Here is a 15,056-nt window from a genome sequence, read left to right on the forward strand (position 1 = left end):
CTACCTCTCATCATACGAGCATACGGTTCTGACACCGTACTGTGTAGCGCATTCATGCTCTATAACACAGCCTCTTGCTTCTCTCCAGCCCGGAGCAAAGTAAGCCACATCTGCTTCAGCTAAGAACTGTATGCTGCGCCCTAAGTACCACAGAGGAATCGAATTAAGATTCTCCGGTGTGTCTGGGATGAATGAGTCAATAAGCTCAACATCTTCTCCTATAAACCGGACGGCAAGCTCTATAGCCTTATTGCGCTCTGTAAGAATCTGTTCGTCTGTCTTGCCCCTCATGGGCTGCGATATAAATAGTTTTTTCATATGGCTCCTCCCTACTCCTTTAATTCTGGCAATCCTGCCGTGGATGTCAGCAAAGATAAGATTCCGGCCAGTGCCGATGCGGACGCTACCACTACCCAATTTACCTCTGACATGATAGCCGCCGTGCCAATAGTTGCAACCGCCGTCTGCGCTACCGTTTTTAATGCCCTTACTCCTGCCGCTTTTAACCAGTTTATAAATTCTTTGTTCATACTCTTTCTCTCCTTATTGTTAGATGATTGTGAATAGTGCCGTTACAAAGGCTCCCACAACGCCGCCCACAAGTGCGGTAACAATTGCTGCCTTTACTTGCCGATTGGTCTCCACCGGAACCTTTTCCAGTGCCTCAAGGCGGGCCCCCTGCTTCTTCTGCTCTTCAAGCATGTTTTCCATATTTACCGCCATTTTATTGACAGATATGACAAGGTCCTGTATTGCCTTACTCTGTATCTCCAAGCTGTCTACCCGATGTTTTAGCGATTTAATCTCATGGTCGTGGGCTTCAAATTTTACCGCGATATCTGTCTCCATAGTGCTCTCCTTAAATTAGTTTTTATTCGGATAATCAAATCCAGTAATTTCTTTATACTCCGCTTCGGTTATCCACCTGCCGACCGCATTAAAAACCCGGTCAATGTCCCATAACCCATTGTCATAATAGCCTTTTACCTTATCAAAATTTGGTGAATGCTCTACTGCTTTTGCCGCTTTTGCCATTAGTTCTATACCTCCGTCATCATCAAAATATAATCAATATCCGCAGAGTTTTTCTCAGTCTGCGCTGTAACGTTGTCCAGGTTCTTTTCCATGTCTGTTTTCTCCCTTAGTCTGAAATATGTAAGAATGGTTCCGTCCTCATTGGTAATAGAAGTCTCTGCCACCAGTATAAGGGCCATATAATTGCCGACCGTAAGCCCGTCACCGTTTTTAATTTGCACTGCGGACAGATTATCCGGTGTAAACTTATCCCATGTGGCAACCATAGCCGCCTTGTCCGCAGACAGTACGCCGAGAGCGCTAAGACTCGCGCCAGTTTCCAGTTCAATTACCGTGCCCTCTTTTAAAATCAGCATGTCTTTGCTCATAATTTCCTCTCCTTTTATTTGCCAAACAACAGCATCACGCTTGGATTTAGAGTTACGGCGCTGCCCGTAAGGTTAGTAGCCGTTACGGTTACGTTTTGATTGATGGATGATACCAGTACCGCCGATACTGCAAGACCATTTGCGCCCGTTGTCCTTAACGATGCGAGTAACGCCGTGCTATATCCACTCGGCCATGTGAACGGAATAGTAACACTTGCCGTTGCGCCGCTGGCGACAGATGTTCCTCCCGTTGCGGTCAACACAGTGGCTGTGACAACGTTACCTAAAGCGGTAATCTTATCATCCAATATCTTCCCTTGCGTTGCGTCAAGGGCTGTACCCGCTACCGTAGCAAGGAGGTTATTAGTAAGCCCAAAGTGGATGGAGGTATTCGCCGCATGGGCCATAAAGTCAGTGATTACCTTTGCAACCTTTCCGAAGAAAGTTTTCTTATCCTCGGTTCCCGTCACTGCTTCTAAAGTTGTCTGCGGCGTGAAGTCGGAAGGAATGGACATCTGACCGCCGATATCAATGTTGATTTCCCCTTCATTGCCTTTAACGATTCCGGGTGTATCATTCGTTGCTATTTGGACATCCGCTACTGCTTGTGCTACTCCCGCCCAATATTTGGCATTGTTGGTATCTTCCCCCGGACGAATGCCCTTACCACCTACCGCCCATGATTCGGACAATGTTGCACTGTCGGATGATTCTGTCGCGCTATTTGCCGATGCCGTGGCACTTGCCGCCGCGTCGTTTGCGTGTTGCTGTGCTAATGCCTCAAAAGCTTCTACCGCTGTTTGAATGTCCTCGCAGGTGGCTAAAATCTGCTGTATTTGCAGCATATCCTCTTCGAACGCATCATATAATGCCATCTTTTCAGCAACTCCTGGAGCAAAACACATCCTTACATATTTGCGGTCAAGAGACACGGCAAACTGACCGGGCTTCATTTTCGCAACATCCCAATCATCTTCATTTCCTCTGTACTGCTGCATTATAGCCATGTAATCATCTCCATTCTTTATCCTTGTATGTTTGTTATCAACCCCGATTTTACCGTAAATGTGACTCCATTTACTGTGGCCGTGCCAGTCCAACCCCCGGCGAATGTTGCTGTACCACTACAGATAAAATTCCCTTGCGACCTCAATGTCCCGTTTGCTTCAATGTCTTGTGTGGCCCGGATATTTCCACCCGCATTTACATTGCCTGTCTTTCCGTCCAGTTCGACTCCTCGATCGCCATTTACAAACAACAATCCGCTGTCTAGTGAGCCTCGCCCATTATAACCGCCGCGCCCTAAATAACACTTTTCAACTTCGTCTACCCATACTTTAAAAGATGCATTACTCATAGTGGCTCTATTGGTTTTGTCATTGCCATAAAATGATCTGATAATAGCATTGCCTGTCTCGAGATAATCCGAGCCAATCAACCAGCCACCAATTCTCCCGGCAATTGCATCTATTCCGCCTTTGTCGAGCCTTACCACTTGAGTTCCGGAGGCGTTCTTGACCACTTCGACTCCGTCCGTGTCATTATCTCCTCCCAGAGAAAGAGTGCCACCCTTTATCCAGTCACAGATAATTCCAACTGCAGAAATCATATTGACAACAACATTGTTATTGCTATCCCATCCTCCTGTATATGTAACTCCGCCGTCTTGAGATAGAAAAAATCCGTCTGCGGTCATCTTATAAACAATCCTTGATTCCGCGATAGTCGGCTTGTCGTGCATGTATTTAATCCAGCTGCCATCTTCAAAATATTCGTAGGATTCGCGGAACCCCATAGCGTTCATAGCGAGCTGATTCATGGCTTGCACTTGCTTATCGTACGCGCTCAGTTCTTTTTTTGTATTTCTGCGCGCTTCAACAATTGCACGTGCCGCTTCACTTCGGTATCGACTGCTATTTCTGAGAGGTGCATCTGCCTTGCATGCAATCGATGTATCAGCACCAATAATGTAGTTTACATAATTTACAACTGTTCGGTATGTGTTGCCTTTGCGATCGGATATGTAACCTACATCAAACGGCTCAATCAAGGGATTCCCTAATGTCTGCCCTTCAAACGGTCGGAAGCGTATGCCGACAAGCAATGCACCTAAATAATTTGCCACCGTTTGCTCTTTGCCCTCCACAAAGGGATTATTTTCCACAGTTAGGGCATAGTCCGTACTGCCAAATAAAAACTCGTTATCGTCCGTTATCACTCTTATTCCTGTTATGACAACATCATCCGTAGCAACATATAGATTTTTCCAATCATAAATGTAAAATCCAGTATTGTCAGTAAACAGGCCGCCGTCTATTATGTCCGTGTGGAGTGAGTCTGTAAAAAGTCCACCATCTATCGTGTTATCGCCTTGGGGGTCCGCATAAAGACCACCATCATAATTTTCTGTATCTAGTGCCGAGGTATCATATTGTACCAATTCCAGCGTATCGTTAACGCTCATCCGCGCATTGCATCCGGCTATCTGTGCTACGTAAGAAACTACTTGCCGATATGTCACGCCTTCCGGCCGCTCATTTACCACAAAATTATAGTTGTTAAACTGTCCAAATCCCGATGTTACGGCGCAATCTATACAAGCATCTGCAAGTATCACCTGGAGCGTGGCCGGATAGGACGTGTTTGAATCGGAGTAAGATTTATCAAAGTTAACCATACTATCTACTGCATCTATGGATATAACATCGCCGGGAGTCTCAGGATTGTTTACATAGTACTTTCCTTTTTTAACTTTTTCTATAGTACCGTTTTCGAGGGCCATAGCCACATAGAGATAAATAATGGAGTTATAAAAATCGTACTCCGAGAATCTATCGTCATGGTTCGCTATCAGAAGAGATACGGTCTTTCCAATAGCGTTCCCAATCGAAAATCCGTTAGTACTTGTAGTTGCATCGGCAACGTCACATCCGCCAATCATAAAATCCTCGAAGGTAAGATTTAGGACAGCGCCATTTGCGAGTATGATATCTGCGTAATTAACGAGGTTTGCGCCGGCACTAAGTTTTTCTTTGAACTCTTTGCTTGCATTTATCATAGTGCACCTATCCTCCGTATGTTTATTGATAAGTCCGTCCACCTCTCTTGTCCTTCAACGAGGGTTAAGGCGGCGGCAGTATAATTGGATGCGTAAAATGATTGTGTTTCCCATGATCCGGTATACGCGCTGGGACTAAAGAAGGTAAAGCTCTTTTTATTCATCATTTGCTGCAGGATTGTTGAAATTTCTGCAGGGGTTAGAATCTCCCATATCATGTCATATCCCGCAACGGTTCCAATCGGCGTATTGTACATAGTTAGAGACTGCGTGCGTCCAGACTCCTTCGTGGAAGTTGTTGCAAACACCGCTCTATAAATAGAAGGTTCTTTAATTGCTATCTCGTTAGCTTTCCATATGTTTGACATTTTATCACCTACAAGTCAAAGGGGTTTGCCCCCGTGGTCATTTGCTGCAGTCTTGCTTCTTGTATGAATTCGTCAAATAAATTTCTTCGATTGAGCTGGGCCGTAAATCTATAGCTGCCGCCATTGCCGCCACCCAATCCCTTCATTTCGTCTCTTACTGCCTGTCTGATTGTTGATAGCGGACTGATTACCTCTGTCTCGTGGTTGTTATCTCCTACCCTCGCTAAAAATTCACCGTGAGAGGCTGGAATGACTGTGCCCGATGCGTAACCAGTCACAGACTTGACGCTATATCCTGCGCTATATGAACCACCTTTTACTGCTGAACCCAGGCTTCCTATGGCTTCGATTGCCGCTGATACCCAGCTCACAATAGTTTCGACAATTTTTGATATTGTTGACGCTGCTGTATCTATGATTTTTACAACCCTTTCCCATATATCTTCAAAAAAATCAGCAATTGCGCCCCATCCAGTTTCCCATGCACTCCTTGCACCGTCCACCAGTGTCTTAATACCATTAACAACAAATTCTTTGAGTCCGTTGATGCCTTTTTCAACAAATCCGATAAATCCATTTATGATACCTTCCAGTACTTTTAAAAATACAGTGACCAGACTTTTTATTGCTGTCACGAGCACTTTTAAAACATTTACAACTAGTGATACAAATACCTCTATTATTCCGACAACCAAATCAGAAAATCCTTGTACAATGTCCGACAATCCCTGCCATGCTTTGTCCCAATCCCCAGAAAATACTCCTGTAAGGAAATCTATTACGCCGCCGAGGATAGTGATAAAACCACCCAATGCGTCTGCTATGTACCCGACTACTTCAAGAAATGTTTCCCATATTGCTTCCAACACCGGAATGATGACGGGGAGTATATTATCTATTATCCATTCGATAAACGGCTGTAGATACTGCGCCCACAATACAGTTATCAAATCAGCCACCTTTCCAACAAACTCAACCAGTTTATCTATGAGCGGCTGTATATGGCCTTTCCACGTCGCGTCTAGTCCTTCGGCCATCCCCTGAAGAGTTGGTATTAAAGTATCATTTAAAAAAGATAGAAGTTTACCGGTTATATCGCTGAAACCTTGCGCAACTGATTCAAAAAATGGCTTGAGATGCTCATCATAGACATTATTCACGCTATCAAACGTGCTGGAGATAGCATCTTTTATTGTTCCTGCAACTGTCGCAATTACGCCAAATAGTCCTTCGAATGCTTTTTTAAACGCTTCTTGATTTTCGATTATCGGGAGGAGTATAATATTCAGAGCCTCCCTTATCAGTTTTGAACCAACCTCGGTTACTCCCATAATTATTTCAGAAACTATGCCTATCAGATTGGATGTTAATGTAATAGCTTGCTTACTTGTCAGCGATTCAAATATGTATGCTATGCTTGATACTCCCTCGGACAATATGCCATTTATATCCGTAGAGATGTCAAACATAGACACAAGATATCCCTTTATCCTATCTTTGTTTTCTTCGAGATAAAGAGTCAGTCCAGACACTAAATTTGTGGCCGCCGAAAGCCCTGTGCTTGTTATCGCTCCGGTCAACGTGCCTAATAGCCGGGAAACGGATTGTACGTAATCGTCCGCTGCAGATACCACGTTTTTATCCGTCCATATATCAATCAGCGAATCCTTAATAGATGCAATAGCATCTTTTATCATGTCAAAGCGATATCGATAATCTCCTAATCCATCGAAAAACCCTTTGTTGAATACGCCTTTCAACTTCTCGCCATAGGCAATCAGCGGAGCTATTTTCTTTTTTACATCATCTATCCAAGCAAAAGTGCCGGGGTCAATTTTTTCTTCAGTGAACATATCTTGGGGAGATATTCCAGTGTTTTCTTTATCGCCGGAACTGTATTTGTTCAAGTCATCGATTGGTGATAAGTATCCTTCCACCGCTTTTTCTGCATCCTTGGCTGATTTAGCGGAACCGTCGAGGGACGATGCATAATCCTCTTGAACTCTCACCGCCTTTGTCCATGTGGATTTTCCGCTGAGGGCCGCAGTGAGTTGCGTCACTTTGTTTATGGCTTCTGTCATATAACCAACAAAAGTAACTAAATATGGAATTATTGTCTCAACCAACGGCTGAAAAGCTGTTGCAAGGCTGTTTTTTAGCTGTGTGTTAGCGGACATCAGTTCCGATATCTTCGCATTGTATTCCGTAGAATACTGCACGAGATTCTTAAACCCGTCCTTTACTCCATTCACAAACGCATTGAAGGCTTTTGTTATCCAGTTAAACACCAAAAGGCTTAGCGCAATCCCCTTGAATCGACTTGCAAGCGTTCCTATGACACCGCTAGTTTTCTTAGCGGCGCTATCGATCTTTTTAAAATTCTTCTTCCCGTTTCTCCCGACCTCGTTTTGCTTGCCAATCAACTCATTGTGCTTCTGGTTAAGCGCGTTCATCTCGTTCTCAGCATATCCTAATTCTTGAGCTATTTTACGATATTCCTCAGAGTCGGATCCGAGCGTAAACGCTTTGCCACTTGCAACCAAATCATCAAGCTCTCCATTTGCGTATCTTATCGTATTGCCAGCTTCTTCTAGTTTGTATTGGATAGCGTCCCACGCGCTCCCACTCGCTTTCCCTGCTGCTTGCATTTCTTCTTGTTTCGCAAGAAGTCTATCAAACTCTGTGTTGGCCTTACTTATTTGGCTCTGGATTTCCTGATATTCCTGTGTCTCAATCTTAACGTTACTCAAAGCATTCATTTTATCCTTTAGTGCACTGATTTTATCCGCTGTCTTTACGATGCGATTCTCAAGAGCCAGCACTTGACTGCTGGCCGTCTTGGTATGAAGTAATGTATTAATTTTGATCTCTCCATCGTATCGCGGCATAATATACCTACTTTCCCTTATTTCTACGTTCTTTCATCATGCGATCAAAATCGTCTATCTTGACCTTCTCTTTAGGAGTGAACTTCCTCTCCGCTTCGGGCTGCTTCAGCGCATATACTTCCTTAGCTTCCCTTATAAAAGCCTGCTCTTCCTTGCTCATATTTTTTCTTATTTCTTTACGGCGCATTTCTACAACCTGCAAAAAAGACGATTGCTTATGCGGCATGTTCCAGAGTAGACCGTTAAATTCCCACCAATGTAAATCTGCGTCATTGAGGTTAATTCCGTATATCTGCCGGAAGTCTGCGTATATTCGCCACTGATCATTGTAGAAGTCCATTACCTTTTGTTTGTTGACTCGTTTGGAGGGATTGTCATGGCTCCACCCATTGAGAAACCATTTAATACATTCCTCAAGTTCTTCTCCCTCAGGATGTTCCCTGACGTTATCGTCTTCATCCCCAAACAAGAGATACTTGATAATACTGTCTTTTTCAAAATCCAAAAGAGTATCGTCATCATACGTTTTGTACACTTGGATGCCGATTTGAAACCAAGTATTTACTTGGTATCCATTCCATTCTTCGGGAAGCGGATCATACAGAACGTTTTCCATTTTTCATTTCCTCAAGCAACTCATCTTTTGTTTTGGTATGCTTGCCACGCTTGGAAACATTGTACCGTTTCTTATTCTCTTCAAATTTTTTATTAAACAATCCATTCATAACCGGGATAACACCGTCAACAAACTGCATGAGAGCATATTCATCCGGCACAAAATCAGGGTTTATCTCGTAACACTCCTTGTACACGTTCTGTACTGTATTATCCCCGAACACCGCGTTGATTTCCTCAATACATTTCGTTATGTATGATACGTATGCGCTACTGTAATCAATAACCTGATTTACGTCAAAATTATCTTTATTAATCGGGCGGTCATCGTACTTATCACTAAGTATCTTTGCTTCCTTACTGTAATTTTCAGATACTCTATCAAGATTCTGTATTAGCTTCGCAAATCGAGTAGCTGTATTGGAATCGATCATATTGATTCTTAGTACAGTTATTACCTCATCCTTCTCATTCTTGACAGCTATTTCTTTGATATTGCTCTCTATTCTTATAACTTCCATCTTTAACATCCTTTCCGAATCAGGACATGACGGAAAAGTACATGCCCTGATATGTTAAATTTAATTAACACCTATGTTGAATTTTTTAAGGCGTTGTTACTTTCTTGGCCCACGTGTATTGTCCATCTTCGCCTATTGTAACCGTTCCCTGTTCAACATCTCCATTACCGTTAATCTGTATGGATGATGTAAGGATATCGCCGCCTGCTCCGCCTGTGGACGAAGGAGCAACGATAACCGGTATCCTTATGCAATCGCCCGTGCTTCCGGTAATGTCTGTTTTATAAAACCTGTAGTAATGCGTCTCACAGTCAGATCCAACGGGAAGCGTTTTAAACAGGTTATCAATTACCGTCTGCATATCGTCATTTAGATACTGTCTTTCAGCGGTCGTTGAAAATTCATATCCTTTTAGAGTGGATGCTTTCGATTTCATATTGATATACTGCGTGCTCTCGATATCCGGGCCCCAATCTTCGGATAGTTCCGTAAATCCGTCCCCGAGCTCTGCAATATTGGATGTCTCGCCGCCCATTAATTTTCCAATATCGAGCATAGACACCATATTGACTCTATTTTCTGCCATCTCTTATCTTCCTTTCTTATAAAAGTATTTAAGTGTTAAAGTACATGTATAATCTTCATATCCGCTTTCCTGCGCCTGGGATTTATATACCGGCGAGGTGCGTTCGATTTTCTGTAACTGAATCCGGGCATTTGTAAAGGTTGCTGTGCATGTTTCCATCCATGCGGATAGGTCATGCACAAGATTCTCCTTTTCAATTCGTCCTGGGTTCGTGGTGGGATTTGCCCTATAGATGATGCGGAAAGGAACTTGTGCCACATAAGAACCGCTCAAATATTGGCTTACATAAAACGCTCCATTTGGTAGCGGTATAATTCCCATCCCGCCGTCCGGTGGAGTGTTCTGCCATACAATGTTCTGTGCTGTTGCCGTGAATGGCAAATCCGGGTACTGTGCAACCATTTGCAGGATTGCTTCGGATATGGTTTCCATATCGATTAAATTAAGTGGTTTCGGGTCTGCCATTACCTACCTCCGATTTCAAAATGCGGGATGAGATCATAGATATCCGCATTGGTTATTTTGTAGCAATTGGAATATTTACCCTTCATGTAAGAAAAGAAATCCTCGCTTTTAACAGTCTCAGCGCTTGTATCACCCTCCACAAAGAAGTCATGTCCGCTCGTTAATGTGAAGTTTTCTCCCTTTCCGGTATCTGTTAAGGCTTGCCACTCTATCGGCGGTAAATAAGGCTTTGGGAGATTCCTGCGGCTAATATGAAGCTTTGCGCTATCGGCGTCATTCATGCTTGTTGCGGCAATGTTTGCGCCTTTATTGATAAGTAGCCGTACGTCAGTGAATACCGTAGGGAACCACGTTTCTCCGCCCATCACTCCCCCCGTTACGGTGCGGTTGTATAGTGTAATGGTCTTAGTGTAAAAGATTGCCATATCTACACCCCCGCGTATAAAAGACCGGTTCCTTGCAGGTACTCCGTAACCGCATCCACCATGAGCTTGTATTGAGCCTTTTGGTCAGCCATTACCGCCGTTATAAGTGTGTCGTTGCTGCCAAAGGTAATCGACTCGTTCCCGCTGGACTTGGACTTTACATTTCCCTTTTCCGCATCTGTGGCATTCTTGGTGGCGTAGTCTATCTGGTAGAGAACATCTATGAGAGCACATGTGGCTTTCTGTACTTCTGTGTCGTAATCTTCCAGCGCATCCGGTGTGATATTCCCAAAGGTCAGATAATTGAGCTTATCCGTTGCCCTCGCAGCCCACTTGTTAAAGGCGGTCTCGTCGGCAATAACATCACCGTAATAATCATTTTGGTAGAATGTGTAGGTTGTGTATGCCATTGTGACCGCCTTTCTCTTTACTCCGTTTTCTTTTGCCTTGCAGGCTTCTTTTCTTCCATGCTTGAGAGCGTGGAGCATTTCGCTAATATTTCCGCTACGGTATATAATCCCGGGTTATCTCCCGACAGCTCCACAACATCACCAATACTTACGGACGATGCGCTTACACTGGCGCGATAAAGCTTCTCATGAGAGAACAGATATGGCTTCCCGTCTATAATCTTAAATAGCATGTTGCCCTCCTTAGCCGTTAGACTTGATAACGCCAATCTTTACGTTTTTGTGGTTTGCCTTGAGGGACCAGTTAGCGGCCGTCTTAAGCTCTGCGAGAGTAGGAGACTCGTTCGCAATATTATCCACTGCAAGGGATAATCCGTTCGGATGAATCACCTTACCCTGCTTGGTGTAAAACTTGTCAATACCAGCAGAAGTTTCAGGATCATAGTCTGTTGTGTATTGCTTCTCATAGTTTGTTTTATCTGCTTCCAGGAAAGCACCCTGTCCGAGTATGTAGGATTTATAAACCGGAGCCGTTCCTGATGTGTCGATTGTGTATCTATCCATCACGATAGGGATAAGGCCACCAATCGTAGGAAGGTCAACCTCTCTCTCGATCGCGTTTGTGATTGTATACTTGTTATAATCAACAAGTCCGAGGGCCTTATACCTCGCATAGATCATGGAGTTGATAACAAACAATCCGAAACCATCCGCCATATCCCCAAGTGCTTTCTGCTGTGCATAAATCAAAGTGGCGCTACCGATTTGGTTTGCATCCGTTATCTCCCCTTCGTCGGCTGTAATATCCGTGATATGCTCAGCCATCGCCGATACTCCAAGCACCGCATCCGTAATACCCATAAGATATAAAATCCAAGCCTGTTGGTAATAATTTGCGATCTTGTTTTTGATGTCTCCCAGCGGGTCCGCTCCGGTTAGTTCTTTCGTAAAATCTTTCGCCTTAAACGCTTTCATGATCTGCGTTAACATGCACGTTTGTTTATTGCCTGTTACCTCTACCGGCACGTTGTTTGTCAGACCGTCATTGTTAAGAGGCAGCATACCAGAATCTTCAATAGATAATGGCCTATACATGGGAATAGTAGCAACGTTTCCTTTTGTGCCGATTGCATCCATGATGGACGAATCACTTGTTAGTACGCCAGACGCAAGGATGCGGTTGTCCCACGTGTCCGCTTCCTGCATCATGTCTGTAAAAACTTCTTCATCAAAGTAAAAACCGCCAAATAAGCCTGTTCTTGCCATTGTTTCATTACCTCATCTTTCTTAATGCATCGTAGGTATCAGGATCAGATTCTTTCAGTTTCGTCCTCTCCTCGATGTTCATTTTTAAAAACTGTTCCTTGGTTACTTTTAATCCGGTCGCCGCGGATGTGATGGAGCGCCCGAGGATCTTCGAGCGATTCTTTTCAGCTTCCAGCGTCTTTTCGTCAATCAGGATGTTGGGCTTAAGTTCTCCCTTTTCATCCTTTGTAATGGAATCAAATAAATCGGAAATACTTTTCCCTTTGGCGGTATCTTTTTTGAGCTCGGCCACAAGCTGGGTCTTTATTGCATTTGATGTGATGTCATTTACAAAATGCTTATCCTTGAAAAAATCGTCTACCGTGGTTGATAATCTGTTGGCTTCTTCTTTATCAGCCCATTCTTTCCGTTCTTTTTCAATGGCTGCATTCAATTCTGAAACCTTGGTTTTCCACGACTCGACATCTCCCGTGGACTGCTGCAACTCAGTAAGCTGCTTTTGCATATCGCCTTGTGCGCTCCTAAGAGTTTCGTTCTCTCCTTCGAGAGTTTTGATTTTGTCATTTTTCTTCTGAACTTCTGCAGAAGATACAAAATCTCCGTCAAAGGTCTTTTTCATCTCGTCCGTGATCTCCACGCCGAGCGTTTTCAGTTTTTCGATAATATTCATTCCTATACCTCTTTCTTAAAAGTTGTTGATCCGGTCAGCCCGGCGTGATCGAGTTGCTATTTGAACCATAGCTGGCAACACACTGACCGGGAATTGCACCCGCTTTTCAACCTCATCCATAGGATTTTCTATTAAGGGCCAGTGTTAGAAGGAGGATTATGATAAATTAGATATAAGCAAATAAAAAAAGGAACCAACTTGTAATCTCTTACAAATCAGTTCCCTGTGAACTCTTATTACTCCCCCTGCGGGAATAATGTCTATATGTAATTATTCATTAATAGCTATTGTTTTTACTTCCTTAGACTTAGGCACTTCTAAAATTACGAAACCGCCATCTTTATTGCGCTTTTTAATTTCAACATGGCTTCCGCGCTCAAAAATCTTTTCGTCAATCTCAATCCATATCATGTGCTCTATACTCCTTTATTATACTATATTATGTTAACATTTTCAATAGGTAAATGCCTTTTTATTCCATGTTTTCAGCTTTATATATATTTTATGTAAATCAGCTATTCGAGATTCCTTCCACCTTTGCTACTTTCAATCTCCAGTTGATAGGTTTTATCCCTTTGTCGGCGTGTTCTGCGCAGAAACTATTGTATGATTCCGTCTGTGCCTTGATTAACCGGTTGATTTCTCGTATGCGATCAGCGAATTCTTCCCCTTCAAGTCCAGACGCTTCGATAGCATTCTTAACTCGCTTCGTTTTCCTTATCTCGCGCTCCATGCCGCGTTGTTTCTGTTCGAGATTATATTTTTCTTCGTTCGCTTCTTTGTCAATAGTCTCATTCGTATTGATGTTTACGCCCGGGTAAAAAGCGCCGAAGGAATGTCGGCAGTTGATACCGCATATACCTAACATCTGTCCGTAACCACACTCCGCTATGAAGTCCTGGTATTTGCCATTGTCACTCTTTGACCGGAAGAATCCTTTTATCTTATCGAGGAAAGAAAAGGAGCTGCTGTTTTCCTGTATCTCCTGCGGCGTAGGTTCATACTGTGATAATGCCGGATTGCTCCAGTCTACCCTATATACTTTCCCCTGCCATAAACTATGGTTTGTATAATCGTCACTTTTGGTAACACGCGCCCCGACATGTTGTGATACCAACACATGATTAACGCCCATTTCAGCACACCGCGTAAGTACTATATCGCCGTTCGCTTGGTTTACACCGGTTCTGACTGCCCTCGCTATAGCAGATTCAATAGAATCATTCCTGCGGCCGTAGTGTACCGTTGTTATCCCCTTGCTTGCCACTTCGTTTATCGCATCCATGATAGCAGTATCAATACTCACGCCACGCTTTACCAGGAAGAAAGCTCTATCACATGCCTCTATGAAGTCTCTCTGTGCCTCTCCTGCACATGTACGGGTTAGATTATAAATCTCTCCGTTGGTGCGCCTATACGCCGATTCTAACACCCTTATTTCCTTGGGAGTCATATTCAATTTGCTTGCATCTTCCGGTATACCGATTCTCTCAAGTTTAGTTGCCTTGGGAAGATCTATATCAAGTAAGTTTCCTTGCTCCTGCTCGATTTCCACCACTTTTTTAGTAAATACCGCGTTGTCATAAGATATTTTTCCGGCAGCATCATAAAAGGCTCGTTTTACTTCCCGTTGGATTCCTGGGAGTTTCTTTTCGATTTCTGATTGCACATCTTCATATACTCCGCCGGCCGCGATCTGCTTATTGATATCGCTTATGGAGGAAGGGGAGATGTCGACCTTTCCGGTGCTCTCAAACAGTTCCTTTATACGCCTCGCGATACGAGCGACCAGATATGCATTTACTTCCGATACTTTCTCTTGTGTGGATTCTACAATCCTTGTCAAATATTCCGGTGTTAACATCTATGTACCTCACTTAACGGCATTCTTTACTACTTTAACCCATTGTTTATGGTGATTCTGATAAGCCGCTTCATCCCAATGAGCTTCCGCACCGTCTCTGCCGTAGAACAGTGGTTCATTGCTCGGTATCTTTGTTACGCCCTCACGGGACCAGAATCCATAATCAGGATTATAAAAAGCTCCTATCTCATATAGCGGGTCTACATACTTAATTCCCTCGTATTGGTAATGACCGTAGTCGGAATCTGGTGGATATAAATATACTTCCCCCCTCACGGTGGCATTAATAGCGCCCGTCTCGGAAATTAAATTACCGGTGTCCATTGGCATGTATTTGCTTACGTCATTCCATACTTGGGCGTCAAGTGCGTCTTGGGCGATATCCAGCTTCTTGCCAATTCCCTCCATATCCAGAGTGATGTTAAGGGATATCCCGTTACCGCCTTTTTTGTAATTCATATTCACTTTCTTGAACATATTGCGGAAGTGGTTCTTCGATACTCCCATACCACTCTCT

Annotated in this window: 21 protein-coding genes; all 21 read right to left on the minus strand. The window is 43.6% G+C overall.

Annotated features, from left to right (window positions below; translation table 11 throughout):
* The 21 genes from V6984_RS16635 to V6984_RS16735 all read right to left on the minus strand — a co-directional run bounded on the left by V6984_RS16635 (position 1) and on the right by V6984_RS16735 (position 15,046).
* Positions 1–291: a hypothetical protein gene (locus V6984_RS16635; RefSeq protein ID WP_342756724.1), complete on the minus strand. Its 291-nt coding sequence runs from the start codon at positions 289–291 to the stop codon at positions 1–3.
* A gap of 38 nt (positions 292–329) precedes the next feature.
* Positions 330–530 (minus strand): holin, encoded by a 201-nt coding sequence (locus V6984_RS16640; protein ID WP_342756725.1) that lies wholly within the window; start codon positions 528–530, stop codon positions 330–332.
* A gap of 19 nt (positions 531–549) precedes the next feature.
* Positions 550–849: a hypothetical protein gene (locus tag V6984_RS16645; RefSeq protein ID WP_342756726.1), complete on the minus strand. Its 300-nt coding sequence runs from the start codon at positions 847–849 to the stop codon at positions 550–552.
* A 15-nt stretch (positions 850–864) separates the two neighbouring features.
* Entirely contained in the window at positions 865–1,035 is a 171-nt protein-coding gene (locus V6984_RS16650; protein ID WP_342756727.1) for an XkdX family protein, read from the minus strand.
* Between the two features lie 5 nt (positions 1,036–1,040).
* On the minus strand, positions 1,041–1,403 hold the full coding sequence (locus tag V6984_RS16655) for a hypothetical protein (RefSeq protein ID WP_342756728.1): 363 nt from the start codon (positions 1,401–1,403) through the stop codon (positions 1,041–1,043).
* A gap of 14 nt (positions 1,404–1,417) precedes the next feature.
* Positions 1,418–2,410, minus strand: a complete 993-nt coding sequence (locus V6984_RS16660; RefSeq protein ID WP_342756729.1) for a hypothetical protein — start codon at positions 2,408–2,410, stop codon at positions 1,418–1,420.
* A 17-nt stretch (positions 2,411–2,427) separates the two neighbouring features.
* Positions 2,428–4,461, minus strand: coding sequence for a hypothetical protein (locus V6984_RS16665; protein ID WP_342756730.1), 2,034 nt, complete (start codon positions 4,459–4,461; stop codon positions 2,428–2,430).
* Positions 4,458–4,829 (minus strand): hypothetical protein, encoded by a 372-nt coding sequence (locus V6984_RS16670; protein WP_342756731.1) that lies wholly within the window; start codon positions 4,827–4,829, stop codon positions 4,458–4,460. Before V6984_RS16670 ends, V6984_RS16665 begins: the two co-directional genes overlap by 4 nt.
* A gap of 8 nt (positions 4,830–4,837) precedes the next feature.
* The gene (locus tag V6984_RS16675) at positions 4,838–7,717 is read right to left on the minus strand and encodes a hypothetical protein (protein WP_342756732.1); all 2,880 of its coding nucleotides are present in this window, start codon (positions 7,715–7,717) and stop codon (positions 4,838–4,840) included.
* Positions 7,718–7,724: 7 nt separating this feature from the next.
* Positions 7,725–8,333: a Gp15 family bacteriophage protein gene (locus tag V6984_RS16680; protein WP_342756733.1), complete on the minus strand. Its 609-nt coding sequence runs from the start codon at positions 8,331–8,333 to the stop codon at positions 7,725–7,727.
* Positions 8,314–8,853, minus strand: coding sequence for an RNA polymerase subunit sigma (locus V6984_RS16685; protein WP_342756734.1), 540 nt, complete (start codon positions 8,851–8,853; stop codon positions 8,314–8,316). The genes V6984_RS16680 and V6984_RS16685 overlap by 20 nt, the downstream gene beginning before the upstream one ends.
* 85 nt (positions 8,854–8,938) lie before the next feature.
* On the minus strand, positions 8,939–9,439 hold the full coding sequence (locus V6984_RS16690; RefSeq protein WP_342756735.1) for a phage tail tube protein: 501 nt from the start codon (positions 9,437–9,439) through the stop codon (positions 8,939–8,941).
* Positions 9,440–9,442: 3 nt separating this feature from the next.
* On the minus strand, positions 9,443–9,904 hold the full coding sequence (locus tag V6984_RS16695) for a hypothetical protein (protein WP_342756736.1): 462 nt from the start codon (positions 9,902–9,904) through the stop codon (positions 9,443–9,445).
* Positions 9,904–10,329, minus strand: a complete 426-nt coding sequence (locus tag V6984_RS16700) for a hypothetical protein (RefSeq protein WP_342756737.1) — start codon at positions 10,327–10,329, stop codon at positions 9,904–9,906. The genes V6984_RS16695 and V6984_RS16700 overlap by 1 nt, the downstream gene beginning before the upstream one ends.
* Positions 10,330–10,331: 2 nt before the next feature.
* Positions 10,332–10,739, minus strand: a complete 408-nt coding sequence (locus V6984_RS16705; RefSeq protein ID WP_342756738.1) for a hypothetical protein — start codon at positions 10,737–10,739, stop codon at positions 10,332–10,334.
* 17 nt (positions 10,740–10,756) lie between these two features.
* Entirely contained in the window at positions 10,757–10,972 is a 216-nt protein-coding gene (locus V6984_RS16710; RefSeq protein WP_342756739.1) for a hypothetical protein, read from the minus strand.
* Positions 10,973–10,982: 10 nt separating this feature from the next.
* The gene (locus V6984_RS16715) at positions 10,983–12,005 is read right to left on the minus strand and encodes a hypothetical protein (protein ID WP_342756740.1); all 1,023 of its coding nucleotides are present in this window, start codon (positions 12,003–12,005) and stop codon (positions 10,983–10,985) included.
* Positions 12,006–12,012: 7 nt separating this feature from the next.
* Complete coding sequence (locus tag V6984_RS16720) at positions 12,013–12,675, minus strand: hypothetical protein (protein ID WP_342756741.1); 663 nt, start codon at positions 12,673–12,675, stop codon at positions 12,013–12,015.
* 270 nt (positions 12,676–12,945) lie between these two features.
* Positions 12,946–13,086: a hypothetical protein gene (locus V6984_RS16725; RefSeq protein WP_342756742.1), complete on the minus strand. Its 141-nt coding sequence runs from the start codon at positions 13,084–13,086 to the stop codon at positions 12,946–12,948.
* A 100-nt stretch (positions 13,087–13,186) separates the two neighbouring features.
* Positions 13,187–14,539 (minus strand): phage minor capsid protein, encoded by a 1,353-nt coding sequence (locus V6984_RS16730; protein WP_342756743.1) that lies wholly within the window; start codon positions 14,537–14,539, stop codon positions 13,187–13,189.
* A gap of 9 nt (positions 14,540–14,548) precedes the next feature.
* Positions 14,549–15,046: a hypothetical protein gene (locus tag V6984_RS16735; RefSeq protein WP_342756744.1), complete on the minus strand. Its 498-nt coding sequence runs from the start codon at positions 15,044–15,046 to the stop codon at positions 14,549–14,551.
* Between the last annotated feature and the right edge of the window lie 10 nt (positions 15,047–15,056).

This window comes from Kineothrix sp. IPX-CK (genome assembly GCF_039134705.1).
Lineage (GTDB): Bacteria > Bacillota > Clostridia > Lachnospirales > Lachnospiraceae > Kineothrix > Kineothrix sedimenti.

Bases quoted from the DNA above. Each gene is read 5' to 3' on its own strand.
- V6984_RS16635 (WP_342756724.1), bottom strand. From the start codon at position 291: ATGAGGGGCAAGACAGACGAACAGATTCTTACAGAGCGCAATAAGGCT.
- V6984_RS16640 (WP_342756725.1), bottom strand. From the start codon at position 530: ATGAACAAAGAATTTATAAACTGGTTAAAAGCGGCAGGAGTAAGGGCA.
- V6984_RS16645 (WP_342756726.1), bottom strand. From the start codon at position 849: ATGGAGACAGATATCGCGGTAAAATTTGAAGCCCACGACCATGAGATT.
- V6984_RS16650 (WP_342756727.1), bottom strand. From the start codon at position 1,035: ATGGCAAAAGCGGCAAAAGCAGTAGAGCATTCACCAAATTTTGATAAG.
- V6984_RS16655 (WP_342756728.1), bottom strand. From the start codon at position 1,403: ATGAGCAAAGACATGCTGATTTTAAAAGAGGGCACGGTAATTGAACTG.
- V6984_RS16660 (WP_342756729.1), bottom strand. From the start codon at position 2,410: ATGGCTATAATGCAGCAGTACAGAGGAAATGAAGATGATTGGGATGTT.
- V6984_RS16665 (WP_342756730.1), bottom strand. From the start codon at position 4,461: ATGATAAATGCAAGCAAAGAGTTCAAAGAAAAACTTAGTGCCGGCGCA.
- V6984_RS16670 (WP_342756731.1), bottom strand. From the start codon at position 4,829: ATGTCAAACATATGGAAAGCTAACGAGATAGCAATTAAAGAACCTTCT.
- V6984_RS16675 (WP_342756732.1), bottom strand. From the start codon at position 7,717: ATGCCGCGATACGATGGAGAGATCAAAATTAATACATTACTTCATACC.
- V6984_RS16680 (WP_342756733.1), bottom strand. From the start codon at position 8,333: ATGGAAAACGTTCTGTATGATCCGCTTCCCGAAGAATGGAATGGATAC.
- V6984_RS16685 (WP_342756734.1), bottom strand. From the start codon at position 8,853: ATGGAAGTTATAAGAATAGAGAGCAATATCAAAGAAATAGCTGTCAAG.
- V6984_RS16690 (WP_342756735.1), bottom strand. From the start codon at position 9,439: ATGGCAGAAAATAGAGTCAATATGGTGTCTATGCTCGATATTGGAAAA.
- V6984_RS16695 (WP_342756736.1), bottom strand. From the start codon at position 9,904: ATGGCAGACCCGAAACCACTTAATTTAATCGATATGGAAACCATATCC.
- V6984_RS16700 (WP_342756737.1), bottom strand. From the start codon at position 10,329: ATGGCAATCTTTTACACTAAGACCATTACACTATACAACCGCACCGTA.
- V6984_RS16705 (WP_342756738.1), bottom strand. From the start codon at position 10,739: ATGGCATACACAACCTACACATTCTACCAAAATGATTATTACGGTGAT.
- V6984_RS16710 (WP_342756739.1), bottom strand. From the start codon at position 10,972: ATGCTATTTAAGATTATAGACGGGAAGCCATATCTGTTCTCTCATGAG.
- V6984_RS16715 (WP_342756740.1), bottom strand. From the start codon at position 12,005: ATGGCAAGAACAGGCTTATTTGGCGGTTTTTACTTTGATGAAGAAGTT.
- V6984_RS16720 (WP_342756741.1), bottom strand. From the start codon at position 12,675: ATGAATATTATCGAAAAACTGAAAACGCTCGGCGTGGAGATCACGGAC.
- V6984_RS16725 (WP_342756742.1), bottom strand. From the start codon at position 13,086: ATGATATGGATTGAGATTGACGAAAAGATTTTTGAGCGCGGAAGCCAT.
- V6984_RS16730 (WP_342756743.1), bottom strand. From the start codon at position 14,539: ATGTTAACACCGGAATATTTGACAAGGATTGTAGAATCCACACAAGAG.
- V6984_RS16735 (WP_342756744.1), bottom strand. From the start codon at position 15,046: ATGGGAGTATCGAAGAACCACTTCCGCAATATGTTCAAGAAAGTGAAT.